This window comes from Meiothermus sp. (assembly GCF_026004075.1).
Taxonomy (GTDB): Bacteria; Deinococcota; Deinococci; order Deinococcales; family Thermaceae; genus Meiothermus.
The window spans coordinates 524,118-550,353 of sequence record NZ_BPIK01000002.1; the positions used below are offsets into that span (position 1 = coordinate 524,118).

Here is a 26,236-nt window from a genome sequence, read left to right on the forward strand (position 1 = left end):
CTATTGGTGCTTTGGGGGGTGGTCTACGCGCAAACCCCCCTTTCCTCGACGCCGATGCTGCCGGCTTCCAGGCTGGGGCTGAGCGTGACCCAGGAGAACGGGGCCACCACCTTTCACAAGGATGGGCTGAGCTTTACCTATGTGGAGGGTCTGGGCTGGATCCCCCCATTGGAGGCCGGCCTGCCCCCACCCCAGGGGGCCATGCTGCCGGTAGAGGTAGCCCGGGCGGTGGGCCTGGTGGCAGCACCGGAAGCCGGGGTGCGCTATTCTGCCAGCGCCAACCGCTTGCGCCTGGTATTCGATCTGCCCGAGGGCGACGCGGTGCAGCCCGTGCCTTCCGATCTGGCCCCGTACCCAGGTACCCTCGAGCTGAGTCTGCCCTACTTTGCGCCGGGGCTCGAGGCGGTGCGGCCCGCAGGGGTGGAAGTAGAGGCCCGCTACGAACTGCAAAGCACCCAGCTGGTGCTACAAGCCCCGCCGGGCCGCTTCTACCGCTACCGTACTTTTTTGCTTTCCAATCCCAGCCGCTACGTGCTGGATGTCTACTACCTCGAGCCCGAGCGCGAAGAGGCCCTTATGCCAGGCTTCCGCTACCGCGAAGTGTGGGCCTGGACGCCCGAGCCGGTGCGCATGTACTGGCTCGAGGCCCTGCCGGGCCGCTGGCGCATGGAGCCGGTGGGCCGCCCCGGCGAGCGCAAAGTGTTGCCGGAGATGGCCCCCGGGGCCCTGGCCATCCTGAATGGCGGCTACTTCGATGGCCGTACCGGGACACCCATTGGCCTCTGGGTGCGCGGGGGGGTGCCCCTCAGCCTTCCTTTTGGCCGCAGCGCGCTGTTCTGGCAGGAGGATAGTTTGTTTGCCGGACGGCCCCGGTTTGCGGCCTCGGTGCAACTCATGGACGGGCGTAACCTGCGGGTGGGGCTCAACCTGGCCCGGGCCCGCTATACGGTGCATACCCTGCCGGGGCTGGTGGGCAGGGCCGGTGAGGGGGTACATGTCGTGCAGGGCGAACAGATTATCGCCACCTACCCCGCACCTTACGAGCTCCCCGAAGGTTTTTGGGCGCTTACATTTCCTGTGGAAGAACCCATCGCCCGTACTGGCGAGACCCTGCGGCTATTGGTGAGCCTCGAGCCACCGGCAAACCACGCGCTCGAGGCTGGCCCTTTGCTCATCCAAAGCGGGGCCAATGTGTTCGACCCCAACGCCGAGCCCTTCCGCGACCGCGCCCCGGTAGAGGCGGTGGCGGCCCAGTCGGTGGTGGCCTGGTCGCAGGAGGGAGCGCTGTACTTTATCGTGACCGAGCCCATGCGCCCCGAGGCGCTGGCCCGGGTGCTACAGGGGCAGGGCTTCTGGGGGGCCATCCGCATGGACGGCGGGGGCTCGGCCCAGCTCTGGGTGCAAGGGCGCTTGCGCAATCCGGGCAATGGCCTGCTGGGGGTGCGCCCGGTGGTGAATGGGCTGGCGCTGTATCCCAAGCCATAGAACGCTTCTCGGAAAAACCAGCCCTCCTCCCATGGTGGCCTGGATCTGGTCATCCTAATAAAATTGGGGTGGGGCTCTCGGCATTTTCTCACATCTGCACTTTAAGCTCGATAGGCCCCCTACCTGAAGTTGCGCTGACCCGATGCATGCAGTATGGAGCACGACTTTTAGGGGTGTCCGGTTCCGAATCTTGAGCTAACCCGAACAGGAGGTTTTATGAACATCGCAATTCTTTGTCACGCCAGCGCAGGGGGTTCGGGTGTGGTGGCAACTGAGCTGGCCCTGGCCCTGGCGGGTCTGGGGCATGATGTGCATCTGGTGGCTACCGAACGGCCCTTCCGCCTGACCGAAGAACGGCTCAACCAGCTTGGTCTTAGCAGCAACCTGCGCTCGATGGGCCAGAACCCGGTGGGTGGGCTGGGCCGCATTTTTCAGGCCTCCAAACAGAGCGTGGCCCGCTGGTTGGGTCTGCTCAAAAAGCCGTTGCGGGCTGGTTCCCTCAACTTCCATCAGGTGCTGAGCGCCGACTACCCCTTGTTCCAGGAGCCCCTCACCACCCTTACGGCGGCCAACTCCATTGCCGAGCTCATCGAACGCTTCAAAATCGATCTGGTGCACGCACATTACGCCATTCCACATGCGACGAGCGCCATCCTGGCTCGTGAGATGGGGCTGGACATCAAGGTGATAACCACCCTGCATGGCACCGACGTTACCCTGGTCGGGCGTGAGCCGGCTTTTGCCAAAACCACCCAGCACGCGGTGCGCAGCTCGGACGCGGTGACAGCAGTTTCCCGTGCACTGGCCGAGGAGGCCCGCACCCAGCTGGGGGTGGAGCGCGAGATTGAGGTGATCTACAACTGGGTGGATCCGGAGCGCTTCCAGCCCAACAGAGACCCGGCCTACCGGGCCCGCTTTGCCCAGCCTGAGGAGGCCATCGTGCTGCATGTCTCCAACTTTCGCCCGGTCAAGCGCCCGCTGGATGCGCTACGGGTGTTTGCTGGTATTCTCGAGCGCATGCCGGCCCGCCTGCTTATGATTGGCGATGGACCGCTGCGCCAGGAGTGCATGGAGCTGGCCGATGAGCTGGAGATTGCCGGGCGGGTGCAGTTTTTGGAATCCACGCCCAGCATCGAGAAGTTTATGAGCGTGGCCGATCTGTTCTTGCTGCCCTCCGAGCAGGAGTCCTTCGGTCTGGTGGCCCTCGAGGCCATGGCCAGTGGGGTGCCGGTGGTGGCGAGCCGGGTGGGCGGGCTGCCCGAGCTGATTGAAGAGGGTAAAACCGGTTTCCTGCGGCCCATGGGGGATATACCGGCGATGCTCGAGGCCAGCCTGGAAATCCTCACCAGCCGCACCCGTCGCCGCGCCATGGGCGAGGCGGCCCGCGCGCGGGCTATCGAGCACTTCCGGCCCGAGGTGGTGCTGCCCAGGTACCTCGAGGTCTACGAGAAGACCCTCAATAAAGTGCTTGAAGCGGGGTAGCGCACGCCCCATACAATCAGGCATGGGCCAGGAAATCGAACGTAAATTTCTGGTGCGTTCCTCGGTCTGGAAGAAGGGGGCGGTGGGCACTCCTTACCGCCAGGGCTACCTGTGCCGACAAGAAGAGCGCACGGTGCGGGTGCGCATCGCCGGCGATGAAGCCTATCTGACCATCAAGGGCCAGGCCCTGGGGATGACCCGCCTCGAGTACGAGTACCCCATCCCCCTGGCCGAGGCCAGCGAACTGCTCGACCGGCTTTGCATAAAGCCCCTGATCGAGAAAACCCGCTACCGTGTTGAGTTTGGCGGGCGGGTCTGGGAAGTGGACGAGTTTATGGGGGAGAACCGGGGCCTGGTGGTGGCCGAGGTGGAGCTCGAGTCGCCCGACCAACCCCTCGAGCTGCCCGACTGGGTGGGAGAGGAGGTCACCCACGACCCTCGCTACCTGAATGCCAACCTGGTAGAACATCCGTTCTCGAGGTGGGGCAGGCCCTGACCTTTGGCACAGACTTCTCGAGTGCTCATCGGCCTGCAAAAATCACCCATGCTTACCGCGTGAGTCCAGGCACACTGACGTTATATCTTTCGGATCTGATCAAGCATTCCGCCAGAATCTCCACCATGCTGTGAGGCGGGTGGGCCGATTGCTCTAAGTATTCCACCGGAAGATTTGCCCTTTGGCCCGCAAAAGCAACCTGAGCTTTCCTTCTCGAACACTTATACGCATTTCGTCAGTATCGTTCATTTTTGAAAGCCTAAACGATACTGCCGAAATGCTTTTCTACTCCCTTCGGTCGGCTTGAATCCTTCACCTTTGACTACGCCCCACAGTGAAGGATTCAAGCGGAAACGGTATTAGAGACTGTCTTAATACTTTCTAGGAGGCCAATCTTCTGACCATAAGCGGATCATCGCTGTGTGATGAGGTCTCTGAGCTCTCAGGTAGAGCTCATAGTCCCGTTCAGCTCCGATTGAAGTCAGCAGGCAAACGTCGCTCACCACCCTCTCCGCGTCCTTCGCACTTCCTCTCAAGCGCTTGACTCCACACCAGCCTTGTGTATCCACAGCAGATGCCGTTTGCGCCCTTTACCTCTGCCCGCGTCATACCCCTGACCCCCTTTCCGAGTCTTCACGCTCTGGCTATCCAGATCCCGCGCTGGTTCGGCAGGCGTCTGCTTTACGCGGTTTCTCGCGCAGGTGGTATGTATCTGTTCAGAAACCCGATTTGCGCCACAAACGGAAGTAGTGATAGACGGTTTCAGTGGGCAGGTCATAGGGCATCATGCGCCAGCGCAGCCGGCGCGGGTGATGTAGAAGATGCCGTTCAGGATTTCCGCCAGGGATTCTCCGGGGGCGATGGGGGGCGGCGGAGGGCTGGGGCATCAGGGGTGCCAGTATGGCCCATTCCTGGTCGGTCAGATCGCTGGGGTAGCGGCTTTGTCTGAGTTCCATGCGTGACTATAGCATGAGGGAGGCTATTAAGACAGTCTCTTATTTGTTTCTCCCCGCGGGGCCCCGGGATGAAGAAAATTCAGTGGTAGGGCACTTAGCGATACAATCACCGCATGGCAGTGCGCTTAGAAGACATCCAGGCCGCCCGTGAGGTAATCCGCGAGATCGTCGCTCCCACCCCCACCCTGCCTGACCCGCTCACCTCCGACGAGCTTGGGGCGCAGGTTTTTGTCAAGGCGGAGTGTTTGCAGAAGAGCGGTTCCTTCAAGATTCGCGGGGCCTATAACAAAATTGCCGCCCTCACCCCCGAGGAAAAAGCCCGTGGGGTGATCGCCCCTTCGGCGGGCAACCACGCCCAGGGGGTGGCCCTGGCCGCAGCCCTGCAGGGCATCCGCTCGGTGATCGTAATGCCCCAGCACGCCCCCCTCACCAAGGTGGTGGCGACCCGCCGCCTGGGGGCCGAGGTAGTGCTTTATGGGGCCAGCTTCGACGATGCGGTGGCCCACGCCCACGAGCTGCAGCAGCAGCACGGCTACACCTACGTGCACGCCTTCAACGACGAAAAGATCATCGCCGGGCAGGGCACCATTGGCCTCGAGCTGCTCGAGGCCCTGCCCAACCTGGACGTGCTGGTGGTGCCCATCGGCGGGGGCGGCCTGATTGGCGGCATCGCGGTAGCGGTCAAGAGCCTGCGCCCGCAGACCCGGATTGTGGGGGTGCAGGCGGCGGGCTGTGCGCCGGTCAACCCCTCGCTCAAGGCCGGGCATCCGGTGAGCGTGCCGGTGGCCCAGACCATCGCCGACGGCATTGCGGTCAAACGTCCAGGCGAGCTAACCCTGCCCCTCATTCAGCAGTACGTAGACCAGGTGCTTGAGGTCACCGACGACGAGATCGCCCGCGGCATTGCGCACTGCGCCCAGAACCTCAAGCTGGTGGTGGAGGGGGCCGGGGCTGCCGGGATGGGGGCCATCCTGGCCGGCAAGGTGCCAGTGCGGCCCGGCCAGACCGTCGCCACGGTGCTATGCGGGGGCAACATCGACGGCAACCTGCTTTCCCGGGTAATCGAGCAGGTGATGGTGCGGCAGGGCCGCTACCTGCTGCTCAAGCTGGCGGTGGTGGATCGTCCGGGGGCGCTGGCGCGGGTGGTGGATCATGTGGCCGCCGCCGGGGCCAACATCATCGATATTTTCCACCGCCGGGCCCTCTGGCTGGCCCCGCTGGGCAAGGTGGGGGTGGAGCTGGTGCTGGAGGTGCGCGACGCCGAGCATGGCGAAGAAGTGTTGGCGCGGCTCGAGCAGGCCGGCTACCACCCCGAGCGGGAACGGGTGGGGGAGTGGCCGGATTAAGAGCTGGGTTTGCCCGCCAATTCGAACAGACGGCCCTGCCGGATGGTGGTTCGCGATTCCCCCCGCATGGTTGCCACAATGCTCTCGCCGATGGCTTTACCCAGGCCCACCGGAACGGCGTTGCCAATTTGTCGATAGCGATCTGCCATTGAACCACAAAACAGCCATTCGTCGGGAAAGCCTTGCAGCCGGGCTGCTTCCCGGACGCTAATGGGCCTTAGCTCAGAGGGGTGGCACATGTCGGTGGCTTTTTGTGCAGGGCTTGTGGTGACGGTGGGGGCTGGTTTGTCCCAGGCCAGCCGGCGATAAAAACCCACCTTCCCTCCCCCAGAGGTAAACGCCCCCCCCATGGCTTCCGGCCAGAGTTCGGGGGGTAGATCGCGCCAGTTGCCCCCCTCAGGAATCAGGCGCAAAAAACGTAACCGCGACTCGGGGTAAGGTGGATACTCCGGAGATGGATCGTCTAACCCATCCCAGGCCTCGCGTACTGTGCGCCAGCGGGGTAAGTGCAGACCATCTTTGTGGTGGGTAGGTCGGGGCAGGGCAATAGGTTCGTGGTCTCGACTACCAATAATAATCACCCGCTCGCGCACCTGGGGCACACCATAGTCGGCCGCATTGAGCAGGCCGTATACATAGGAGTAACCAAGGCGATCAAACTCCCCAAGGATGACCTGAAAGGCTGAGCCTGGAAGTTCATCGGGTTCGTAAGGGGGAGCCCCTTTCCCCCGCTCCTTGATGGGGCGGTGGCGGATGGCAGCCGACAGGAGGCCCCGCACATTCTCCATCACAAAGAAGCGGGGTTGCACCCCCTCGATAAGACGAACGAAGTCTCGAAAAAGGCTCCCTCGAGGGTCCTGTATAGCAGCCCGGCGCCCTGCAGTGCTGAAGGGTTGGCAGGGGGGGCCGCCGGAAATGAGGGTAACCTCGCCTACGCGCAGGCCAGCGGCCTCGAGCAGTATCTCTGCGGTCACCTGCGTTACGTCCTCAAAAATGGCCGCTGTGCGACCAAGGCGCTTGAGGTTGTACTGAATGGTTTGGCGAGCTATCGGGTCTAGCTCAACCAAAACTTGCGTAATGAAACCTGCCTGCTCCAAGCCCAGATCTAGACCCATCGCCCCGGAGAACAGAGAAATATGCGATAGGTTATGCACAGCTCTATTTTAGGCTATTTGCGTAAGCTTCAATATAGCGATGAAAGCCTTCTTCGCTCAAACTCACTTCCTTAACGGGGAAACTGGGCCAATTGGTTTTGCCCGTTTTCGAATTGATGCGATGCCACTTCTTAATGGAAGTGCCCTGGCGGATAGCAGAAGAAGAGCTGTTTTCGCTGTTGTCTCGATTCTTGACCTGCAGCGCAGTGCTAAGGTCGCCAGACAGGAAGTCAACCGAACGCACGGTATTGCCAGCACACCATACCCAGCCCTGTGGCTCGAGCTGCTCGGCAATGTAGCGTTCCAGTAGTTGGCCCAGCAGGTTTTCTGCTGCCATCGATTGGCGGTGGTGCTCCGATACGACTGACAGATCCCTTAGCCCAGCAAATGCCTGGAGAATCACGTCCACAGCGGGATCAGGGGTGGTTCCAACGGCGCGAAACTCCAGGCGTTGCTCTCGAGCCCCGTAATAGCGCGTAATGTAAAGCTTCAAATAAGTGGGCAAATCCTCGCCCTCCGGGCTTAACCTGCCGATCTTGGGGAAGGCCCTGTGCTCTGCACAGTAGCGCAGAATGACCTCGAGGCGGCCATCCCAGGGACGGTTAAGGGAACGGACAATGTTGTGAGCCACCTCCAGCAAACCTTCAAAATTCATCCACCAATACTAAACGCTTATCGGCTCTCTGTGTGAATGGTTTTCCACAGGCTTATCCACAATTCCGAAGTCCTCGGCAATCAGCCGGGCGGTCATCTTGGCCGACATCATCACGCTGGGAGTGCCCGCGCCGGGCTGGGCTCCCGCGCCCACCAGGTAAAGGTTGGCGATGTCCTCGCTGCGGTTGTGGGGCCGGAAGTAGGCCGACTGGGCCAGGATGGGCTCGGGCCCAAAGGCGTTGCCCAGGTAGCTATTCAGGGTGTGCTCGAAGTAGTCGGGGGTGATAAAGCTCTTGTGTACCAGGCGCTCCATCAGGCCCGGCAAGTAGCCGCGCTCGTCCAGGAAGCGGAGCACCTTGTTCACAAAGGGCTCGCCCAGCAGATCCCAGTCCAGTCCGCTACCGTTGTGGGGTACTGGAATCAGGGTGTAGGCCGCGTGGTGGCCGGGCGGGGCCAGGCTGGGGTCGGTGAGAGTGGGGATGTGCAGGTACTGGCTGAAGTCCTTGGCCAGCACCTTACGCCCGAAGATGTCGCGTAGCAACTCCTCGTAGCGCGGCCCCAGGATGATGTTGTGGTGGCGCAGCTTCTGACCCTCGGTGCCATCGGCCTTGAAGCCAAAATAGATCACCACCAGCGACATGCTCTGGGGCCGTTTTTTCACGATAAGGTCAGAGTGCCAGAAGCGGTACTCGGGCTCGATTAGCTTCAGGTAGGTGTGGGCGTAGTCGGCGTTGGAGACCACAATATCGGCGTGCAGCACGCTGCCGTCGGCCAGGGTGATGCCCTTGGCAATTTTCTTTCGGCCCTCGCGCACCACGTTAATCTTCTTGACCTCGGCGTTGTAGCGCATTTTGCCGCCCAGCTCCTCGAACTTTTGCACGAAACCCCGCACCAGAGCCCCGGTACCTCCCAGGGCAAAATGGATACCCCAGGTTTTCTCCACGAAGTGAATCATGGCGTAGATGGCCGGTACGCTGAGGGGGTTGCCCCCGACCAGCAGGGTCTCGAAGCTGAAGACCTGGCGCAGCTTGGGCGACTTGAAGTACTTGCTGGCAAAGCTAAACAGGGTGCGCACCGCATCCAGCCGTAGCAGGTCGGGCACCACCCGCAGCATGGTGCCCAGGTCGCCGAAGTGGGTGTAGCCGAGCTCGAGGAACCCCCGCTGGAAAATGGCCCTGGCGTCGGCGTGGAAGCGCTCGTAGCCCTCGAGGTCGCCCGGCTCGCCCAGCTCCTTGACCTGGCGGCGGGTGTTCTCGGGGTCGCCGTCGTAGTCGAAGAAGGTGCCGTCGTCGAAGTAGATGCGATAAAAGGGCAGAATGGGGACGATCTGCACGTACTTGCTGGTGTTGGGCCCCCCCGAGAGGCCGCTCTTGATGCGCTTGTCCTCGCCCCGCACCTCGGGGGGGAAGTCGGGCAGGTGCAGGTTGGGTTTCCCGCGCTCGAGGCTAAACAACTCCTCGATGAAGTGCGGCACGGTTATTACGGTGGGCCCCATATCGAAGGTGAAGCCGTCCACCTGCCGCACGTAGGCCCGCCCGCCGGGGCCGTCCAGTTTTTCTACAATGGTGGTATCGAAGCCCAGGCTTTGCAGGCGGAGGCCCATGGCCAGGCCCCCAATACCCGATCCAATCACAATGGCCGTTTTCGTCATATCACCGCCAAGGATACCCCCTGGGGCCAGGGACATTTTTCGGCGGTGCTACATTCTGCGGAGATAATCGAACCTACCAGATTATTTCCGGTGGCGGCAACAGGCCTTGGGATTTATGCTGTGCAACATGAAAGCCATTCAGGTACAGCGCGCTGGCGGCCCCGAGGTCTTGGAGCTTACCGACCTTCCCAAACCCAGCCCCGGCCCTGGGCAGGTGCTCGTCCGGGTCGAGGCCGCAGGGCTCAACTTCGCCGATATCCTCTACGTGGCCGGTGAATACCTGGTGCGCACCCGCTACCCCACGGTGCCGGGCATGGAGTTCGCGGGAGTTATCGAGGCCCTTGGCGAGGGGGTGGATGGGTTGCAGCCAGGGGCGCGGGTGGCGGCCCTGGGGGGTAGCGGCGCTTTTGCCGAGTATGCAGTGGTGCCGGCCCGTTCGGTGCTGCCGCTGCCGCCCCAGATGAGCGCAGCCGAGGCCGCGGCCTTTCCGGTCTCCTACTTCACCGCCTACTTTGCCCTGAGAACCCAGGCCCGGGCCCAGCCCGGCGAATGGGTGCTCATTCAGGCGGCTGCCGGTGCGCTGGGTACGGCTTCCATTCAGATTGCCAAGCAGATGGGCTTGCGGGTGATCGCCCTGGCTAGCAGCGAAGAAAAGCTGGCCCTGTGCCGCCGCCTGGGGGCCGACGTGACCCTGCTCAACACCCAGGACAACCTTGTCGAGGCTGTCAGGAACGCCACCGAGGGCAAAGGGGTGGACATCCTGATGGAGGTGGTGGGGGGCGCGGGTTTCGCCCAGAGCCTCAAGATGCTGGCCTACAGGGGCCGCTTGCTGGTAATCGGCTCGGCCTCACGCGAGATGGCCCAGATGTACCCGGTGGGCCTGATGAAGGGCAACCAGAGCGTGATTGGGGTCTGGCTCACCCCGTTCCTGAGCGACCCCGCCGAGATGCAGGCCGCTGTGGCCTTCCTGATGCCCCTGGTGGCTTCGGGCCAGATCAGGCCGGTGGTGGGGGAGCGCTTCAAGCTGGAAGAGGCCGCCGAGGCCTTCCGGTTCGTGCTGAGCCGCAAGAACACCGGGAAGGTGATTCTGGAGCCATGAACAGCGCCGATATAGTGGTGGTGGGCCTGGGTGCGATGGGCAGTGCTGCGCTGTACCAGCTTGCCTGGCGCGGGGCCCGGGTGATCGGCCTGGACCAGCACAGGCCCCCACATACCTACGGTTCCAGCCACGGCGAGACCCGCATCACCCGGCAGGCCATTGGGGAGGGGGCAGCGTATGTGCCGCTGGTGCTGCGCTCGCACGAGATCTGGCGGGAGCTCGAGGCCCAGAGCGGGGCCTCGCTTTTCCTGGCCTGCGGGGGCCTGATTCTAAGCAGCTCGGTGGGCGAGGCCCTGCACCACGGCAAGCCACAGTTTTTGCGGCGCACCATCCAGGCGGCCCGGCAGTTTGGGATTCCCCACGAGGTGCTGGACACGGCCCAGATCGAGGCGCGCTTTCCCCAGTTTGGCCTGAAGGGCGACGAGACCGGTTACTACGAGCCGGGGGCCGGGCTGCTCTACCCCGAGCGCTGTATACAGGTTCAGCTCGAGCAGGCCCAGCGCCTGGGTGCGAGCGTGCACACAGGCGAAAGGGTGCAGAGGATTATCCCCCAAGCCGATGGGGTCTGGCTCGAGACCGATAAGAACCGCTACACCGCGGCCAGAGTGGTGGTAAGCGCGGGGGCCTGGGCAGCCGACCTGCTGGGCGAGCCCTTTAAGCGGGTGCTCCGGGTCTACCGCCAGGTGTTGTTCTGGCTCGAGGCCCAGGATGCCCACACCTACGCACCGGGGCGTTTCCCCATTTTTATCTGGATGTTTGGCAGCGGCGAGGGCGAGCACTTTTATGGCTTTCCCCAGGTGGCCCAAGGGGTGAAGGTAGCCACCGAGCAGTCGCGGGTATCCACCCACCCCGACTGGGTCGAGCGCAGCGTGCAGGGGGTCGAGATCCAGGCTTTCCTCGAGCGCTATGTGCAGGGCCGGTTGAAAGGGCTGGGCCCTGCCTGCCTCAAAAGCGCCACCTGCTTGTATACCTCCACGGCCGATGGAGACTTCATCCTCGACCACCACCCCGATTCCGAGCGCATCCTGGTGGCCTCACCCTGCTCGGGCCACGGCTTCAAACATTCGGCGGCGGTAGGGGAGATCATGGCCGAGTTGGCCCTACACGGAAAAAGCACCCTGGATTTAAGCCCTTTTCGCCTCGGTCAAAGACCGGCCTGGGCATAGGCGGGCTTCAAATACCCATGGGGGGTATGATATGCTTCCTGGCGATACGGAGGATGTTCGATGCTCTCGAGTGTAACCCCAATGGAATGGATGCTGGGCGGCGTGGTGGGGCTGGGTTTGCTGTTGATCATTCTTTTGATCACCGCCCCGTTTGCCGAGGTGTTTAAAAAGAAAGATTGAGCTTTACGGTTGCGCGCCGATGGGCACCCGTGCATCCCAGGCGGCCAGGGCCTTGAGAACGGCGTTGCGCTCGTTCTGATGCGAAAGCCGCTTTAGGGCCTCGCGTACGGGGAACCAGGCCACTCCGTCTACCTCTTCCTTTTGCGGCTGGGGGGTTCCGCTCACGTAGCCCATCAAAAAGTGGTGCACCTCTTTGGTAACGGTGGTTTGTATACCGTCGTCCTTAACGGTGAAGTGATAGCGAATGCTGCCCAGTGGGGCCAGCACTTTGGCCTCGATACCGGTTTCCTCGCGCACCTCGCGGACAGCCGTTTGTGGATAGCGCTCGCCAGGCTCTACCTGGCCCTTGGGCAGACTCCAGACCCGCCCGTCCTTGATGGCAATGAGAAGCACCTCGAGGCCCTTGCCCCCGGCCCGCTCCCGCAATACCACCCCTCCCGCCGAAGTTACACGGCGGCGGGATTGTGGCAGTGCCTGGGATCCTCTAACCCCAGCCACGCCGCGTCTGGGTTTACGACGGCGCGAACCAACTGAATAACGCATACTGTAGCAACTTTCCAATGACCCAAAAATGGGTACCTGGTTTTAGTGTACATGAAACATGGGTGTTTGTCGTGCACGAAGGCACATAAGCGGAAGCTTCGGCAGGTAGAGCAAGGTTGGTTTACAACGAGAGATCAAACAAAAAAGCGCCCCGAAGGGCGCTTACCTTGAACAAAGAAAGATCAGCCGAGCTTGCTTGCAATACCAGAGGTATTACAAGATGACGCAGACACGCTGCGTAAATGCTCCTTAGAAAGGAGGTGATCCAGCCGCACCTTCCGGTACAGCTACCTTGTTACGACTTAGCCCCAGTCATGAGCCTTACCCTAGGCGCCTGCCTGTGGCTCCCGGCGACTTCAGGCAAAACCCACTCCCATGGCTTGACGGGCGGTGTGTACAAGGCCCGGGAACGTATTCACCGCGGCATGGCTGATCCGCGATTACTAGCGATTCCAGCTTCATGGGGTCGAGTTGCAGACCCCAATCCGAACTGAGCCTGCTTTTGTGCGATTGGCTTCCCGTTGCCGGGTCGCAGCGCTTTGTAGCAGGCATTGTAGCACGTGTGTCGCCCAGGTCGTAAGGGCCATGCGGATCAGACGTCATCCCCGCCTTCCTCCTACTTTCGTAGGCAGTCTCGCTAGAGTGCCCAGCCGAACTGATGGCAACTAGCAACAAGGGTTGCGCTCGTTGCGGGACTTAACCCAACATCTCACGACACGAGCTGACGACGACCATGCAGCACCTGTCTCTGGGCTCCCTTGCGGGCACCCCCGGCTTTCACCAGGGTTCCCAGGATGTCAAGACCTGGTAAGGTTCTGCGCGTTGCTTCGAATTAAACCACATGCTCCACCGCTTGTGCGGGCCCCCGTCAATTCCTTTGAGTTTCAGTCTTGCGACCGTACTTCCCAGGTGGAGTGCTTAACGCGTTAGCTACGGCACCCAACAGATGTCGGACACCCAGCACTCATCGTTTAGGGCGTGGACTACCCGGGTATCTAATCCGGTTTGCTCCCCACGCTTTCGCGCCTCAGCGTCACAAATCGTCCAGGTAGCTGCTTTCGCTATCGGCGTTCCTTCCGGTATCTGCGCATTTCACCGCTACTCCGGAAATTCCGCTACCCTCTCCGACCGTCTAGCCTCACAGTATCCAACGCACCCCCGAAGTTGAGCTTCGGTCTTTAGCATCGGACTTGAAAGACCGCCTACACGCCCTTTACACCCAGTAAATCCGGGTAACGCTCGCACCCTCCGTATTACCGCGGCTGCTGGCACGGAGTTAGCCGGTGCTATTACCTCGGTACCGTCATTATCGTCCCGAGTTCAGAAGTTTACACCCCGAAGGGCTTCGTCCTTCAAGCGGTATCGCTCCGTCAGGCTTTCGCCCATTGCGGAAGATTCCTAACTGCTGCCTCCCGTAGGAGTGGGGTCCGTGTCTCAGTACCCCTGTGGCTGATCGTCCTCTCAGACCAGCTACGCGTCGTCGGCTTGGTAGGCCATTACCCCACCAACTACCTGATGCGCCGCAGGCCCATCCCAAAGCGCCGAAGCTTTAAACATCGGTCAAAACCGAGGTTCACATCCGGGATTAGCTAAGATTTCTCCTAGTTGTCCCAGACTTTGGGGTAGGTCACCTACGTGTTACTCACCCGTCCGCCACTAACTGCCGAAACAGTCCGTGCGACTTGCATGTCTTAGGCATACCGCCAGCGTTCACCCTGAGCCAGGATCAAACTCTCCATATATGCTCGCCCTGAGGCGAGACTGAGTAGACCTGTATCGAAGGTCTTTCTCGTTTATAAACGTCCGAGAAAACGACGTATGGTTCGTGTTTCTGCTGATCTTTCTTTGTCAAGGTGCTTGGCTACCTCGTGGCAGCGCAACGAGAAGTGTACCGACTACCCCAAAAACTGTCAAGCCCTCCCGGTGTGCGGGTTGGAGTGGGCAGACAAACTTATCTGTGCAGCACGGAGTTGCAAGGCCCGCAGCAGGTCGGTTTTGCTCAGGATGCCAACCAAATTACCCTGCTCATCTGTAACCAGGAGCCTCGAGAATCCCTGTTCGGCCATGCGCTGCAAGGCGGCGAGGGCCTCGGTGTCCTCGTTTACCTGCAAAGGGGGGCGCATCCGCTCGAGCACCCGGGTCTGGGGCGAGGCCCCGTGCAGGTCTTCCAGGCCAATCAGGCCCAGGAGCCGTCCTTCTTCCACCACCGGGTAGCCCACGTGCCGCTCGAGCATCATCTTTTCCAGGAGTTCGGCCACGGTCAGGGCGGGCGACACGGTGCTTACCTCGCGGGTCATCAGATCGCGCACCCAGAGGCCCTCGAGGGTGCGACTGAGCACGGTTTGCTCGGCCTCGGCGCTGGCCGCCATAAAGACGAAAAAGGCGATCAGGAGCATGAAGAGGTTGCCGATGAGCAGGCCCAGCAGGCCCAGGGCAAAGGCCATCACTTTACTGACCGCGACGACGGTGCGGGTGGCCTCGAGGTAGGGTTTGTACAGGGCCAGCAGGCTGCGCAGGATGCGTCCACCGTCGAGGGGCAGGGCCGGTAGCAGGTTGAAGAGGGCCAGGCTCAGGTTAATCAGGCTCAGGTAGCCCAGCAAAAACTGCCCTTCGGCAGCGGGGGGTGCGATGCTGCGCAGAAGGGTAAACAGGCCCGAAAGCAGCACGCTCACGATGGGGCCGGCAATGGCGATGACGGCCTCGGCCCCGCGGGTGCGGGGGATCTGCTCGAGCTGGGCCACCCCACCCAGGAGCCACAGGGTAATCTCGCGGGTTTGTACGCCATAGGCCCGCGCCGTGAGGGCGTGCCCCAGCTCGTGAACGAGCACGCTCAGAAAAAGGCCCAAAGCCGCCAGCAATCCCAGCAGATATGGGATGGGGCCCTGCAAAAGTTCCGGAGGGGCGCTAATTTGTAGCAGTCGCAGATAGACCGGAAGCTGACTGCCGATCAGAAAGGCAAAAAGGGGCAGCACAATCAGAAAGCTCAGGTCGAGCGAGATGGGAATGCCCAGGAGCCGGAAGGGCAGGCGGATGGTTTTGGCGAACATTTAGACGTATAGTACTACCCTGCAAGAAACCCCCTCAAACAACGGGTAGACTAGGCCCATGCGCCTGAGCCTGGTACCCACCCCCATCGGCAACCTCGAGGACATCACCCTGCGGGCTTTGCGGGTGCTCAGGGAGGCCGAGGTGGTGGCCTGCGAGGACACCCGGCGCACCGGCATTCTGCTCAAACACTTTGGCATCTCCAAGCCGATGGTGCGCCTCGACCAGCACACCGTGGGCCAGGCCCGGCAGCTTTTGGAGGGGTACGAACGGGTGGCCTACGTGACCGATGCTGGTACCCCCGGTATCTCCGACCCCGGCGCCGAACTGGTGGCCTTGGCCCTAAAAGAAGGCTGGCAGCTCGAGGTGCTGCCCGGCCCCACCGCGCTAATTCCGGCCCTGGTGGCCTCGGGCCTGCCAACTGCCCGCTTCGCCTTCGAGGGATTCCTGCCTCAGAAGCGCTCGGAACGGCGGGCCCGCTTGGCGCAGGTGGCCGGCCGTACCGTGGTGCTCTACGAGGCTCCCCACCGCCTGCGCGAGACCCTGCAGGATCTGCTACAAATCTACGGCCCCGAGCACCCAGTGGCGGTGGCGCGGGAGCTTTCCAAGCTGCACGAGGAAGTCTGGCGGGGCAGGCTGGCCGACGCGCTGGAACACTTCAAAGAACCCAGGGGTGAGTTTGTGCTGGTGCTGGGCCCCAAAGCGGAGCCTACAGAAGCCCCTGGGCAAGAAGCAGAAGCAGTGCTCGAGCATCTCAAAGCCCAGGGCCTGAAAGGCAAAGCCCTGGTCAAAGCCCTGACCGAGGCCGGGGTTCCCCGCAACCGGGCCTACGAACTCGCTCATAAGCCGGATGCGCCCTAAGTACCCTCTGAGGGCCCCAGGATGAGGGGCAATTAGCCTAAGGGCACACAGTCGTTCGCCGATGCCTGGACGGTGGGTGCTACAAATACACTTTCTGGGTAAACTAACAGGCAGTTTTTGGCTGAAGGCGCTGGCAAGTTCTTCTCTAGGAGTACGGATTGATGAAGCGAATAGCAGTTTTTACCAGTGGAGGCGACGCGCCTGGCATGAACGCGGCCATTCGGGCGGTGGTGCGTTCGGGTGTGGCCCACGGCCTCGAGGTCATCGGCATTCGGAGCGGCTACCAGGGCATGATCGAGGGCGACTTTGTGCCGATGGGACCCCGCGACGTGGCCAATACCTTGCAGCGGGGGGGTACCATTCTGCTCACCGCCCGCAGCAAAGAGTTTATGACCCCCGAAGGCCGGGCCAGAGCGGCTGAGAATCTGAAGAGGGCCGGCATAGACGGGGTCATCGCTATTGGGGGCAACGGCACCTATGCCGGCGCGGCGAAGCTGTTGGCCGAACACCACATTCCGGTGGTGGGCGCGCCCGGCACTATTGACAACGACCTCTACGGCACCGATTACACCATTGGCTTCGATACGGCGGTGAACACCGCGCTAGAAGCCATTGACCGCATCCGCGATACCGCAGCCAGCCACTCGAGGGTCTTCTTTATCGAGGTGATGGGCCGCCATGCGGGTTTTATTGCGCTCGAGGTGGGCATTGCTGGGGGGGCCGAGGTGATCGTGATTCCCGAGATACCCACCGACGCCCAGGCCTGTGCCGAGGTTATAAATAAATCGGCGGAGAAGGGCAAACGCTCTTCCATTGTGGTGGTGGCTGAGGGGGGCTACGAGGGCGGCGCCGAACAACTGGCCAGGGACGTGCGGCAGTACTCGGGCTTCGACGCGCGGGTGACGGTGCTGGGCCATATCCAACGGGGCGGCAGCCCTACCGCCAAAGACCGGGTGCTGGCGAGCCGCCTGGGGGCTGCCTGCGTAGAAGCCTTGCTAAGCGGGGCCAGCGGGGTTGCGATTGGCGAAGTTAACGATGAAATCCGCCTCACCCCTTTCAAGGAAGCCATCGAGAAGCGTAAGGATATCAACCACAAGAAATACGAGCTGGCTAAAGTGCTGGCTTTATGAGAGACTGTCTTAATAGCCTCCCTCATGCTATAGTCACGCATGGAACTCAGACAAAGCCGCTACCCCAGCGATCTGACCGACCAGGAGTGGGCTATTCTGGCACCCCTGATGCCCCAGCCCTCCGCCGCCCCCCATCGCCCCCGGGAGAATCCCTGGCGGGAAATCCTGAACGGCATCTTCTACATCACCCGCGCCGGCTGCGCCTGGCGCATGATGCCTTATGACCTGCCCCACTGGAAAACCGTCTATCACTACTTCCGTTTGTGGCGCAAATCGGGTTTTCTGGAACAGATACATACCACCCTGCGCGAGAAAACCCGCCGTAAAGCAGGACGCCTGCCCGAACCCAGCGCGGGGATTCTGGATAGCCAGAGCGTGAAGACCTCGGGAAAAGGGGGGTCAGGGGGTATGACGCGGGCAAGAAGGTAAAGGGGCGCAAACGACATCTCTTGGTGGATACCCAGGGGCTGGTGCTGGGAGTCAAGGTGCTGCCCGCCCACCTCACGGATGCGGAGGGGGGGCGAGAGGTGCTGGAGGGGGCCAGGGGGCTGTCGAAGCGGTTGTCGCATCTGTTTGTGGATGGGGGGTACAAGCGCAGGTTTGAGGAATGGGTTCGGCGCACCTTGGGCTGGACGGTGGAGGTGGTGCGCAGGCCGGATGCCAACTTCCGGGGTATTTGGTGGCCTAAAGACCAGCCTCTTCCGGAGGACTTGGAGGAGGAAGTGCGGAAGAGGACGCGGGGGCATCGGGGGTTTGTGGTGATTCCCCGCAGATGGGTGGTGGAGCGGACGTTTGCCTGGCTGAGCTTCAATCGGAGGCTGAACCGGGACTATGAGCTTCTGCCCGAGAGCTCAGAGACCTTCATCCACACAGCGATGATTCGGCTTATGGTCAGAAGATTGGCCTCCTAGAAAGTATTAAGACAGTCTCTGATACCGTTTCCGCTTGAATCCTTCACCGTTGGACGAAGTCAGAGATGAAGGATTCAAGCCGACCGAAGGGAATAGAAAGGCATTTCGGTAGTATCGTTTAGGCTTGCCGAAGTGAACGATACTACCGAAATGCGTATGACCGTTGCCTGTCTCACATCAGCCTGCGCGGCTTCGGCGTAAGAATGCAATCATGCAGACTTTAGAAGTCGCCACCCTGGGCGGTGGGTGTTTTTGGTGCCTTGAAGCCGTTTTCGACGAGCTAAAAGGTGTGGTGGATGTGGTTTCGGGGTATTCGGGGGGGCATGTGCCCAACCCCACCTACGAGCAGGTGTGCAGTAAGCAGACCGGCCACGCCGAGGTGGTGCAGATTACCTTCGACCCCAGCGTCATCTCGTACCGGGAGGTGCTCGAGGTCTTCTTCACCATCCACGACCCCACCACGCCCAACCGCCAGGGCAACGATGTGGGGCCGCAGTACCGCTCGGTGATTTTCTATCATTCCCCGGAGCAGCAGGCCGTGGCCCAGGAGGTCATACAGGCCCTGACCCAGGCCAGGGTGTGGGAAAACCCCATCGTGACCGAGCTGGTGCCGTTTGAGCGGTTTTACCCCGCCGAGGACTACCACCAGGAATACTTCAAACGCAACCCCTACCAGCCCTACTGTACGGTGGTGGTGGGCCCCAAAGTGGCCAAGTTTCGTAAGCAGTACTTCGATCGGCTCAAGCGCGCGGTTTGAGTGGGGTTCAGGGTAGACTCCTGGGGCATGGCTCGAGCAGCAAAGAATCAAAACAAGCATTACGTGGTCTGGAAGGGCCGAAAGACCGGTATATTCTCCTCCTGGCCCGAAGCCGAGGCGCAGGTCAAGGGGTTTGTGGGAGCCGAGTACAAATCTTTTGAAAACCTGGATGAGGCCCGCCAGGCCTTTGCAGGCAGATACCAGGACTACCTGGGCAAGAGAGCCACGCAGAAGCGGCTACTAGAAGCCCCTCCGCCGATTACCCCCAGCTACTGTGTGGACGCAGCCTGCAGTGGCAATCCGGGGCTGCTGGAGTACCGCTGTGTGGAGACCGCTTCGGGCAAGGAGATTTTTCGCCGGGGGCCCTTTGCCCAGGGCACCAACAACGTGGGCGAGTTTTTGGCGATTGTCGAGGCCCTGATGCTGTGCAAGGAGAAGGGCCAGACCTGGCCCATCTACTCCGACTCGATTAACGCGATTGCCTGGGTAAAGGCAAAAAAAGCCCGTACCAACCTGGTGCGCACCGAGCAAAACGCCGAGTTGTTCGAGCGCATAGCCCAGGCCGAGGCCTGGCTACGCTCCCATACCTACCCCAACCCAATTCTCAAATGGCAGACCGATAGCTGGGGAGAAAACCCGGCAGATTTTGGAAGGAAATAGGTGGGCTCAGGGATGGTTGACGTGTGGGAGCAAAGCTCTCTTGATCACGGGATTTCCTGCCGCCCAGTCGAACAGGGGGCGGGCAAAGGGGCTGCTGACAATACCGTCTTTGACCCCGCTGGGAATTTGTTCGGAAGGATAGCGCAGCGCGCCGGTGGAAGCCACAAACTCGCTGGGGAAGCCGACCCAGATGACAAAGGCCAAGAACAGGCCCCATACCAACCCCCCCACACCACCAATGATTCCCTCGAGGATAGGGGTTAGAGAAGCTACCGGAATGAGGTGGCTCACATAAGCCATTCCCAAACCCAGGGCCAGCGCCAGAAAGGGCAGCGCTGCAAGGGGAAGCAGTGGCCCTACCCAAGACATCACCAACACATACAGTACCAATGCGGGTATAACTGCCAGTGTGAAAGGAACCCCTTGGCGAATGCCTACGCCGAGGGCCGCTGAGAGAACCAGTAGGGCCATTAAATCGAGCCAGCTAAGCATCAAGCCGAAGTATACCTGCCCGGTGTACTGCCACAGTGCTACTTTGACCAAAGCAGGTTTGTTTACAATGGGCCAGTGGAACCCCTCCAACTGGCTGGATTGTTGCTGCTGGTGATAAGTGCAGTAGAAGTAGCGCTCTGGCGGGTGTTGGCCCCGCGCAACCCAAACCTCAACAAAGCCTTCCCCATCCTGATGGTCAGTGCGGTGGGGACGGCTGTGCTGGGGCTGCTGTTGTTTATTGTTGGGTGACAGCAAGGCCGGGCGACGTGGTAGTCCCGAGTAAGGGCTGCGATTGACCGGGATTTCGGTCGGGTGATAGGCTAACCCACAAGTATGGCCAGGAGGTGGTTTTTTGGCTAGGCCCGCGGGAGACGCAATTCTCTCGTGGGCGGCCTGTGTGCCGCCCACCGCGTTTGGGTAGACTGGGCGAGGTTTGTTGGAGGTCGCATGGATATTGCAGCAGCGCTAGAAGAAATCGGCAATGCGCCCAATTTGGAGAGCCTACAAAGCTTGAAGGTGCAGTACCTGGGCAAAAACGGCCGGGTGACCCAGGAGATGAAAACCCTGGGCCAGCTCCCACCCGAGGAACGCAAGGAAAAGGGCCGGGTGCTGAATGAGTGGAAGCGGGCCCTCGAGGAGGCGCTGGAGGTGCGCGAAGCCCAGCTAAAGGAACAGGCCCTGCAGGCCCGGCTCGAGCAGGAAGCCCTGGATGTCTCGCTGCCGGGCTACGCTTTTCCTTCAGGGGGGCTGCACATCACCAGCCTGATTATGCAAGAGCTGGTCAACATCTTTCGCAGGCTGGGTTTCAGCGTGGTGGAAGGCCCCGAGGTGGAGAGCGAGTTCTTCAACTTCGACGCCCTGAACATGCCTGAGTGGCACCCTGCGCGGGACATGCAGGACACTTTCTGGGTTGAGTTCAATCGTGCGGCGTCCGCTTCCAAAGAAGCGTTTAACATTCAGGGGCCTTTTGGCGAGGATGTGACCGATCTGGGCGGGGCGGTGCTGCGCACCCATACCTCGGGCATGCAGATCCGCTACATGATCCAGCACACCCCGCCGTTCAGAATTGTGGTGCCGGGTCGGGTGTTCCGCTACGAACAGACCGACGCCTCGCACGAGGCCATGTTCCACCAGCTCGAGGGCCTGGTGGTGGGGCCCAGCATCACCATGGCCGATCTCAAAGGAGCCATCAGCGAGCTGGCCCGGGGGCTTTTTGGCAAGGAGGGCAAGGCCCGCTTCCAGCCCACCTTTTTCCCTTTTGTGGAGCCAGGGGTGCAGTTTGCCATGTGGTGGCCTGAGCGTCAGAAGTGGCTCGAGCTGGGCGGGGCGGGCATGGTGCACCCCTACCTGTTCAAAGCGGTGGACGACTACCGCGAGCGGCAGGGCCTGCCCAGGGCCTACCAGGGCATGACCGGCTGGGCTTTCGGGATGGGGGTCGAGCGGCTGGCCTTGCTGCGCTACGGTATCCCCGATATCCGCTACTTTTACCAGAACCGACTGAGCTTTTTGCGGCAGTTTAGAGGCTAGTGGGGTTTGCAGATGAAAATTGTCTATAGCTGGCTCAAGGAATTTCTACCCGATGCGCCCAGCAGCGAGCGCCTGGAAGAGCTTCTGGCCGGACTGGGCCTCGAGACCGAGTCCATCACCCGGCTGGCCCCACCGCCCAGCGGGGTGGTGTTTGGCCGGGTGCTGCAGGTCGAGCCCCTCGAGGGCAAGGAGGTGCGCCGGCTTGTGGTGGACATTGGGCAGGAGGTGCAGGTGATCTCCGGTGCGCCCAACGCCAAAGTGGGCATGGGGGTGGCCCTGGCCCTGCCGGGTACGCTGCTGCCCGATGGGAGTGAGCTGCGGGTGCGCACCATCGCCGGCCTCGAGTCCTACGGTATGGCCCTTTCGCCCAAGGAGCTGGGGGTGGGCGATTATGCCGGGGGGTTGCTCGAGTTTGCGCCCGAGGCCCTGCCGCCCGGTACCCCCCTGGCCGAGGCCTGGGGCCCCGACGAGGTGATCGAGGTCGAGATCACCCCCAACCGCCCCGACTGGCTCTCGGTCTACGGGGTGGCCCGCGACCTGGCCGCCCTGGGCCTGAGCCTGGTGCGGCCTAGCCCCAAGCCCCAGACCATGCCCCTACCACTGCCGTTTGGAGTCTGGATCGAAGACCCCGAGGGCTGCGACCGCTTTACCCTGTCCTATGCGCAGGGGGTGCGGGTGGGGCCCAGCCCGCTCTGGGTGCAGCGCCGCCTGTATGCCGCAGGGATGCGGCCCATCTCCAACGTAGTAGACGCTACCAACTACGCCATGCTCGAGCTGGGCAACCCCATGCACGCCTACGACGCCGCCTTCATTCGGGAGGGCCTGGTGGTGCGCCGGGCTCAGAAGGGCGAAAAACTGGTCACCCTGGACGGGCAGGAGCGCACCCTGGACGAGCGCGACCTGCTAATTGCGGTCAAGGACGGCCCACAGACCCGCCCCGCCGGGTTGGCTGGGGTGATGGGGGGTCTCGAGGACGAGATCCGCGAAACCACCAGCGCGGTGGCCCTCGAGGTGGCCCACTTCGACCCGGTGCGGGTGCGCCGCACCGCCCGGCGGCTGGGCCTCAAGACCGAGGCCTCCTACCGCTTTGAGCGCGGGGTGGACAAAGACGGGCAGCTTTTAGCCGCCGATCGCTTTATGGAGCTTTTGCAGGCCTGGGGCGGCCCTGGGGTGCAGGTGGCTCAGGATCGGCTCGACCTCAACCACACCCGGCCCCACCCGCCCATCGCCTTCCGGCCCGCCTACACCTCGAGGCTGGTCGGGCTCGAGTACCCCGAGACCACCCAGGCCGAGGTGCTCCGCCGCCTGGGCTGCACTGTGGAGCCCACCGATCAGGCCGGCGTCTGGGCTGTGACCCCGCCCAGCCACCGCGTAGACCTGAACATCGAGGAAGACCTGATAGAGGAGGTGGCCCGCATTGTGGGCTACGAGCAGATTCCCACCACCCTGCCCAGCTTCTTCCCACACCCCGACAACCTGGGTGTGGAGGCCCCCTACGAGGCCAACGAGCGGCTCAAGCAGGTGATGGCTGGGCTGGGCTTTCAGGAGGTGCTGAACTACTCCTGGTCTTCCCCCGAGGAATGCACCCTGATGCGAGCGCCGGCCCCCACGGTGTTCATGCAGAACCCCCAGACCCCCGACCGCACCGCCCTACGCACTGCTCTCTACCCCGGTCTGCTCAAGAACCTGCAAACTGCCCTGACCCAGGGAGAAGAGGGGCCTTTTCTGCTTTTCGAGGTGGGTAAGGTCTTCAGGCAGGTCGAATCCCTGCACCTGGCGGCTTTGCTGTGCGGTGACCCGGTTCCGGGTCTGTGGCAAAAGGGCCTGGAAGGCAGCTTTTTTGCCCTTAAGGGGCTCCTCGAGGCGGCTGCACACAACCTGGGGAGCCGCGTGCGGGTCGAAAAAGAGACTGTGCCCTACCTGCACCCCGGCATCAGCGGCGCGGTCTGGTGGAACGAGCAAAAGGTGGGGCAGATCGGCGCGCTGCACCCGGCCATTGCCGCGGCGCTGGAGCTGCCGCAGGTGTTCTTGTTCGAACTGACCCTCCCCCTCAGCAAGGGTTCTGGAGGTTTCGTGGATATTGCCAAGTACCCGGCTTCTATGCGCGACCTGGCCGTGGTAGTACCGGACGCCACCCCCTATGCCGAGGTCGAGCGGCTGATTCGTGCGGGCGCTGGGGAATACCTGGAAAAGCTCGAGCTATTCGATGTATACCGGGGCAAGCCCCTCGAGCAAGGGCAAAAAAGCCTGGCCTTCCACCTTACCTTCCGCCACCCCGAGCGCACCCTGACCGACCCGGAGACCGATGGGTTTATGCAAAACATCATCGCCGCGCTCGAGCAAAAAGGTTTTGCCATTCGCCGCTGAGGCTTATACCCGGGTGCCCTCGCCGCCCCAGCTCGAGTACGCATAAAACCGGCCCCGCTCCCCCCGGATATAGTCCATGAGGGGCTCCAGCAGGGGCCGGTGCTCATCCAGCTTGACCGCGACCTCCTCGGCCGTAAAGAAGCGGGCCTCCACGATGTGCCCATCGGGGTCTTTGGGGTTGAGCAGGCCCTCGTAATCGGCGCGGAAGGCCATGGCGATGGTGCGCTCGCTTTTGCGGGCGTCCTCCACCTGCACCACGTAGGCCAGGTGCTGGATGGCCTTGATGCGCAGGCCGGTTTCTTCCTGTACCTCGCGCACGATGGCGGCCAGCACGGTTTCCCCAGCTTCGACCATCCCCCCCGGCAGGGTATAGCGTACCCGGCCACGGCGGCTCCAGTCGTTGGCGACCAGCAAGACCCGCCCCTGCCTGTCCATCAGGATGGCGGCCGCCACCAATAGGTCACGTCGCAACCCATGCATAAGACCACCTGCGCCTAGGCGGTCTTGGGTGCGGCGGACAGAGCCTCGAGCTGCCGTTCCTGGTCGGCTTTGCGCAGGGCCTCGTGCAGCTTGGAGAGGTCGCCGGCCAGCACCCCTTCCAGGTCGTGGGTGGTGAAGCCGATGCGGTGGTCGGTCACGCGCGACTGGGGGAAGTTGTAGGTGCGGATTTTCTCCGAGCGCTCGCCCGCCCCAATCTGGGCCAGGCGGTCTTCCCGGCGGCGGGCGGCTTCCTCGGCCCGCTTGATCTCCAGGAGGCGCGAACGCAGGATGGAGAGGGCTTTTTCTTTGTTTTTGATCTGGCTGCGCGACTCCATGCAGGAGACGATCATGCCGGTGGGCTTGTGCAGAACCTGCACCGCGGAGTCGGTGGTGTTGACCCCCTGGCCTCCCGGCCCCGAGGCCCGAGAGACGGTGATCTCGAGGTCGGCGGGGTCGATCTGGACATCCACCTCCTCGGCCTCGGGCATCACCGCTACGGTGGCGGTGGAGGTGTGGATGCGGCCCTGGGTCTCGGTGGCGGGCACCCGCTGCACCCGGTGCACCCCGGCCTCGTACTTCAGGTAGCCATAAGCCCCCGGCCCGGTCACCTCGAAGGAAACCTTGGAGACCCCGCCCAGGTCGGTGAGCGAGGTGTCCAGGACTTCGACCCGGTAGCCGCCCTGCCGGGCGTACTCCATGATCATGTCGCGCAGCTCGGCGGCAAACAGCGCGGCCTCCTCGCCCCCGGTGCCGGCCCGGATCTCCACGATGGCGTTCTTCTCATCGAGGGGGTCTTTGGGCAGCAGCAGCAGCTCGAGCTCGGCTTCCAGCTCGCGGATGCGGGGCTCGAGGGCCGCGATGTCGGCCTGGGCCATCTCGCCCAGCTCGGGGTCGAACTGCAGTTCGCGGGCCTCCGCCAGGTGGGTCAGGGCTTCTTTGTAGCTACGAATGGTTTCGACCAGGTGGCCCATCTCGGCGTAGCGCTTGCTGATGCGCTGATACTCGCTCTGATTGGTGAGCACCGCCGGGTCGGCCAGTTGGCGCTCGAGCGCCTGGTACTCGGCTTCTAAGGACTCAAGTTTCTCCAGCATACACGGTCACTATCTACCAGAATAGCGCGGAAGCGTGGGCGCGGGTAGGCGCGACCTTGCATTGTGGGTTAGGCGGGTGGTTCGCCGTCTTTGGGTTTAAGGCGGATGGGGCTTTGTTTGCGGGGGTCTTTGCCCACCTTGTCCTGGTAAAAGGCCCGGATCTGCTCGAAGTCGGCCTCGAGGTCGCCCGTGGGGGTGAGGTAGCCGCCCACCCCCACCTCTTTCTTGCGGTAGTCAATGTAGGCCAGGGCGATGGGCACGCGGGCTTTGAGGGCCATGTAATAGAACCCGCTTTTCCAGTAGGGGGCGCGGCCGCGGGTGCCCTCGGCGGCCACCACCACCCACAGGTTGTCGTGCTGCTCGAAGATGCGCGCCACCTGGCCCACAAAATCGCCGCCTGCCTTGGCCCGATCCACCGGAATGCCCCCCAGCCACTTCATTACCGCGCCCAGCACCGGCGGAAAGAGCTCTTTCTTGCCCACCCAGCGAAAGCGGGTGCCCGAGGCCATGCCCCACAGCAAGGCATATAGAAAGTCCCAGTTGGAGGTGTGGGGGTAGCCCACCAGCACGAACTTCTGGCCGGGAGGCGGGGCCATCACGGCCGTCCAGCCCAGCCGTTGCAAGGCCCATACCCCAAAACGCTGCCAGGGCGTCCGGGGCTGAATTGCGTAAGGATGCTTCATGCTACCGGTATAGCATAAAG

Annotated in this window: 24 protein-coding genes and 1 rRNA gene; 14 read left to right on the forward strand and 11 right to left on the reverse strand. The window is 62.3% G+C overall.

The genetic code is table 11. The features are described 5' to 3' along the window. Positions 1-54 precede the first annotated feature (54 nt). From Q0X18_RS14985 to Q0X18_RS14995, 3 genes are all read left to right on the forward strand, one after another. Positions 55-1,485 (forward strand): phosphodiester glycosidase family protein, encoded by a 1,431-nt coding sequence (locus tag Q0X18_RS14985; protein ID WP_374707541.1) that lies wholly within the window; start codon positions 55-57, stop codon positions 1,483-1,485. A gap of 216 nt (positions 1,486-1,701) precedes the next feature. Beyond that, positions 1,702-2,967 (forward strand): N-acetyl-alpha-D-glucosaminyl L-malate synthase BshA, encoded by a 1,266-nt coding sequence (bshA, locus tag Q0X18_RS14990; protein ID WP_297563739.1) that lies wholly within the window; start codon positions 1,702-1,704, stop codon positions 2,965-2,967. A gap of 22 nt (positions 2,968-2,989) precedes the next feature. Further along, positions 2,990-3,463 carry a CYTH domain-containing protein gene (locus Q0X18_RS14995; RefSeq protein ID WP_297563742.1) on the forward strand — a complete coding sequence of 158 codons (474 nt, stop codon included), beginning with the start codon at positions 2,990-2,992 and terminating at the stop codon, positions 3,461-3,463. Positions 3,464-4,179: 716 nt separating this feature from the next. On the opposite strand, the gene Q0X18_RS15000 is transcribed toward Q0X18_RS14995, so the two are convergent. Further along, positions 4,180-4,419: a transposase gene (locus Q0X18_RS15000; protein WP_297563744.1), complete on the reverse strand. Its 240-nt coding sequence runs from the start codon at positions 4,417-4,419 to the stop codon at positions 4,180-4,182. A 113-nt stretch (positions 4,420-4,532) separates the two neighbouring features. On the opposite strand from Q0X18_RS15000, the gene ilvA reads away from it, so the two are divergent. Beyond that, complete coding sequence (ilvA, locus tag Q0X18_RS15005) at positions 4,533-5,765, forward strand: threonine ammonia-lyase (protein WP_297563747.1); 1,233 nt, start codon at positions 4,533-4,535, stop codon at positions 5,763-5,765. On the opposite strand, the gene Q0X18_RS15010 is transcribed toward ilvA, so the two are convergent. The 3 genes from Q0X18_RS15010 to crtI are packed head-to-tail and all read right to left on the reverse strand — an operon-like array spanning position 5,762 to position 9,224. Next, positions 5,762-6,919 (reverse strand): DNA cytosine methyltransferase, encoded by a 1,158-nt coding sequence (locus tag Q0X18_RS15010; RefSeq protein WP_297563748.1) that lies wholly within the window; start codon positions 6,917-6,919, stop codon positions 5,762-5,764. The two genes, ilvA and Q0X18_RS15010, sit on opposite strands and share 4 nt — an antisense overlap. A gap of 4 nt (positions 6,920-6,923) precedes the next feature. After that, the gene (locus Q0X18_RS15015; protein WP_297563750.1) at positions 6,924-7,574 is read right to left on the reverse strand and encodes a SinI family restriction endonuclease; all 651 of its coding nucleotides are present in this window, start codon (positions 7,572-7,574) and stop codon (positions 6,924-6,926) included. Between the two features lie 9 nt (positions 7,575-7,583). Then, positions 7,584-9,224, reverse strand: coding sequence for a phytoene desaturase family protein (crtI, locus tag Q0X18_RS15020; RefSeq protein WP_297563752.1), 1,641 nt, complete (start codon positions 9,222-9,224; stop codon positions 7,584-7,586). 127 nt (positions 9,225-9,351) lie between these two features. Here crtI and Q0X18_RS15025 point away from each other — a divergent pair, with 127 nt between their 5' ends. Both Q0X18_RS15025 and solA read left to right on the forward strand, forming a co-directional pair. Then, positions 9,352-10,323 carry an NADPH:quinone oxidoreductase family protein gene (locus Q0X18_RS15025; protein ID WP_297563754.1) on the forward strand — a complete coding sequence of 324 codons (972 nt, stop codon included), beginning with the start codon at positions 9,352-9,354 and terminating at the stop codon, positions 10,321-10,323. Next, positions 10,320-11,489 (forward strand): N-methyl-L-tryptophan oxidase, encoded by a 1,170-nt coding sequence (gene solA / locus Q0X18_RS15030; protein ID WP_297563755.1) that lies wholly within the window; start codon positions 10,320-10,322, stop codon positions 11,487-11,489. Before Q0X18_RS15025 ends, solA begins: the two co-directional genes overlap by 4 nt. Positions 11,490-11,672: 183 nt before the next feature. Here solA and Q0X18_RS15035 read toward each other — a convergent pair whose 3' ends face one another. The 3 genes from Q0X18_RS15035 to Q0X18_RS15045 form a co-directional block, all read right to left on the reverse strand. Continuing rightward, positions 11,673-12,167: an NUDIX hydrolase gene (locus tag Q0X18_RS15035; RefSeq protein WP_374707537.1), complete on the reverse strand. Its 495-nt coding sequence runs from the start codon at positions 12,165-12,167 to the stop codon at positions 11,673-11,675. 298 nt (positions 12,168-12,465) lie between these two features. Continuing rightward, positions 12,466-13,954, reverse strand: a 16S ribosomal RNA gene (locus tag Q0X18_RS15040). A gap of 168 nt (positions 13,955-14,122) precedes the next feature. Further along, positions 14,123-15,259 carry a site-2 protease family protein gene (locus Q0X18_RS15045; protein WP_297563762.1) on the reverse strand — a complete coding sequence of 379 codons (1,137 nt, stop codon included), beginning with the start codon at positions 15,257-15,259 and terminating at the stop codon, positions 14,123-14,125. Between the two features lie 58 nt (positions 15,260-15,317). Here Q0X18_RS15045 and rsmI point away from each other — a divergent pair, with 58 nt between their 5' ends. From rsmI to Q0X18_RS15070, 5 genes are all read left to right on the forward strand, one after another. Then, entirely contained in the window at positions 15,318-16,118 is an 801-nt protein-coding gene (gene rsmI / locus Q0X18_RS15050; RefSeq protein ID WP_297563763.1) for a 16S rRNA (cytidine(1402)-2'-O)-methyltransferase, read from the forward strand. A gap of 161 nt (positions 16,119-16,279) precedes the next feature. Next, positions 16,280-17,248, forward strand: coding sequence for a 6-phosphofructokinase (gene pfkA / locus Q0X18_RS15055; protein ID WP_297563764.1), 969 nt, complete (start codon positions 16,280-16,282; stop codon positions 17,246-17,248). Between the two features lie 39 nt (positions 17,249-17,287). Continuing rightward, positions 17,288-18,159 (forward strand): IS5 family transposase gene (locus Q0X18_RS15060; protein ID WP_297557946.1). Its coding sequence is split into 2 segments (ribosomal slippage): positions 17,288-17,636 and positions 17,636-18,159, totalling 873 coding nucleotides; the frame shifts between segments, so codons are not numbered across the junction. A 211-nt stretch (positions 18,160-18,370) separates the two neighbouring features. Then, complete coding sequence (gene msrA / locus Q0X18_RS15065; RefSeq protein WP_297563765.1) at positions 18,371-18,916, forward strand: peptide-methionine (S)-S-oxide reductase MsrA; 546 nt, start codon at positions 18,371-18,373, stop codon at positions 18,914-18,916. A 27-nt stretch (positions 18,917-18,943) separates the two neighbouring features. Continuing rightward, positions 18,944-19,576 carry a viroplasmin family protein gene (locus Q0X18_RS15070; RefSeq protein ID WP_297563767.1) on the forward strand — a complete coding sequence of 211 codons (633 nt, stop codon included), beginning with the start codon at positions 18,944-18,946 and terminating at the stop codon, positions 19,574-19,576. A gap of 6 nt (positions 19,577-19,582) precedes the next feature. Here Q0X18_RS15070 and Q0X18_RS15075 read toward each other — a convergent pair whose 3' ends face one another. Beyond that, a complete protein-coding gene (locus Q0X18_RS15075) occupies positions 19,583-20,068 on the reverse strand; it encodes a hypothetical protein (protein ID WP_297563768.1) in 486 nt (161 codons plus the stop codon). Between the two features lie 75 nt (positions 20,069-20,143). Here Q0X18_RS15075 and Q0X18_RS15080 point away from each other — a divergent pair, with 75 nt between their 5' ends. From Q0X18_RS15080 to pheT, 3 genes are all read left to right on the forward strand, one after another. Continuing rightward, positions 20,144-20,317 carry a hypothetical protein gene (locus Q0X18_RS15080; protein WP_297563770.1) on the forward strand — a complete coding sequence of 58 codons (174 nt, stop codon included), beginning with the start codon at positions 20,144-20,146 and terminating at the stop codon, positions 20,315-20,317. 198 nt (positions 20,318-20,515) lie between these two features. Continuing rightward, on the forward strand, positions 20,516-21,595 hold the full coding sequence (gene pheS / locus Q0X18_RS15085) for a phenylalanine--tRNA ligase subunit alpha (RefSeq protein ID WP_297563772.1): 1,080 nt from the start codon (positions 20,516-20,518) through the stop codon (positions 21,593-21,595). Between the two features lie 12 nt (positions 21,596-21,607). Next, the gene (pheT, locus tag Q0X18_RS15090; protein WP_297563773.1) at positions 21,608-23,962 is read left to right on the forward strand and encodes a phenylalanine--tRNA ligase subunit beta; all 2,355 of its coding nucleotides are present in this window, start codon (positions 21,608-21,610) and stop codon (positions 23,960-23,962) included. Positions 23,963-23,965: 3 nt separating this feature from the next. Here the strand turns inward: pheT and Q0X18_RS15095 are convergent, their stop codons facing one another. From Q0X18_RS15095 to Q0X18_RS15105, 3 genes are all read right to left on the reverse strand, one after another. Further along, complete coding sequence (locus tag Q0X18_RS15095) at positions 23,966-24,433, reverse strand: NUDIX hydrolase (protein WP_297564012.1); 468 nt, start codon at positions 24,431-24,433, stop codon at positions 23,966-23,968. A gap of 23 nt (positions 24,434-24,456) precedes the next feature. Beyond that, on the reverse strand, positions 24,457-25,533 hold the full coding sequence (gene prfA, locus Q0X18_RS15100) for a peptide chain release factor 1 (RefSeq protein ID WP_297563775.1): 1,077 nt from the start codon (positions 25,531-25,533) through the stop codon (positions 24,457-24,459). Between the two features lie 68 nt (positions 25,534-25,601). Continuing rightward, positions 25,602-26,216: a lysophospholipid acyltransferase family protein gene (locus Q0X18_RS15105; RefSeq protein WP_297563777.1), complete on the reverse strand. Its 615-nt coding sequence runs from the start codon at positions 26,214-26,216 to the stop codon at positions 25,602-25,604. Positions 26,217-26,236 lie beyond the last annotated feature (20 nt).

Coding starts and splice junctions, on each gene's coding strand:
- Q0X18_RS14995 (WP_297563742.1), top strand. CDS start 2,990: ATGGGCCAGGAAATCGAACGTAAATTTCTGGTGCGTTCCTCGGTCTGG.
- pheT (WP_297563773.1), top strand. CDS start 21,608: ATGAAAATTGTCTATAGCTGGCTCAAGGAATTTCTACCCGATGCGCCC.
- Q0X18_RS15045 (WP_297563762.1), bottom strand. CDS start 15,259: ATGTTCGCCAAAACCATCCGCCTGCCCTTCCGGCTCCTGGGCATTCCC.
- pheS (WP_297563772.1), top strand. CDS start 20,516: ATGGATATTGCAGCAGCGCTAGAAGAAATCGGCAATGCGCCCAATTTG.
- prfA (WP_297563775.1), bottom strand. CDS start 25,533: ATGCTGGAGAAACTTGAGTCCTTAGAAGCCGAGTACCAGGCGCTCGAG.
- Q0X18_RS14985 (WP_374707541.1), top strand. CDS start 55: ATGCTGCCGGCTTCCAGGCTGGGGCTGAGCGTGACCCAGGAGAACGGG.
- solA (WP_297563755.1), top strand. CDS start 10,320: ATGAACAGCGCCGATATAGTGGTGGTGGGCCTGGGTGCGATGGGCAGT.
- Q0X18_RS15105 (WP_297563777.1), bottom strand. CDS start 26,216: ATGAAGCATCCTTACGCAATTCAGCCCCGGACGCCCTGGCAGCGTTTT.
- Q0X18_RS15015 (WP_297563750.1), bottom strand. CDS start 7,574: ATGAATTTTGAAGGTTTGCTGGAGGTGGCTCACAACATTGTCCGTTCC.
- crtI (WP_297563752.1), bottom strand. CDS start 9,224: ATGACGAAAACGGCCATTGTGATTGGATCGGGTATTGGGGGCCTGGCC.
- Q0X18_RS15000 (WP_297563744.1), bottom strand. CDS start 4,419: ATGGAACTCAGACAAAGCCGCTACCCCAGCGATCTGACCGACCAGGAA.
- Q0X18_RS15070 (WP_297563767.1), top strand. CDS start 18,944: ATGGCTCGAGCAGCAAAGAATCAAAACAAGCATTACGTGGTCTGGAAG.
- Q0X18_RS15025 (WP_297563754.1), top strand. CDS start 9,352: ATGAAAGCCATTCAGGTACAGCGCGCTGGCGGCCCCGAGGTCTTGGAG.
- msrA (WP_297563765.1), top strand. CDS start 18,371: ATGCAGACTTTAGAAGTCGCCACCCTGGGCGGTGGGTGTTTTTGGTGC.
- rsmI (WP_297563763.1), top strand. CDS start 15,318: ATGCGCCTGAGCCTGGTACCCACCCCCATCGGCAACCTCGAGGACATC.
- Q0X18_RS15075 (WP_297563768.1), bottom strand. CDS start 20,068: ATGCTTAGCTGGCTCGATTTAATGGCCCTACTGGTTCTCTCAGCGGCC.
- bshA (WP_297563739.1), top strand. CDS start 1,702: ATGAACATCGCAATTCTTTGTCACGCCAGCGCAGGGGGTTCGGGTGTG.
- ilvA (WP_297563747.1), top strand. CDS start 4,533: ATGGCAGTGCGCTTAGAAGACATCCAGGCCGCCCGTGAGGTAATCCGC.
- pfkA (WP_297563764.1), top strand. CDS start 16,280: ATGAAGCGAATAGCAGTTTTTACCAGTGGAGGCGACGCGCCTGGCATG.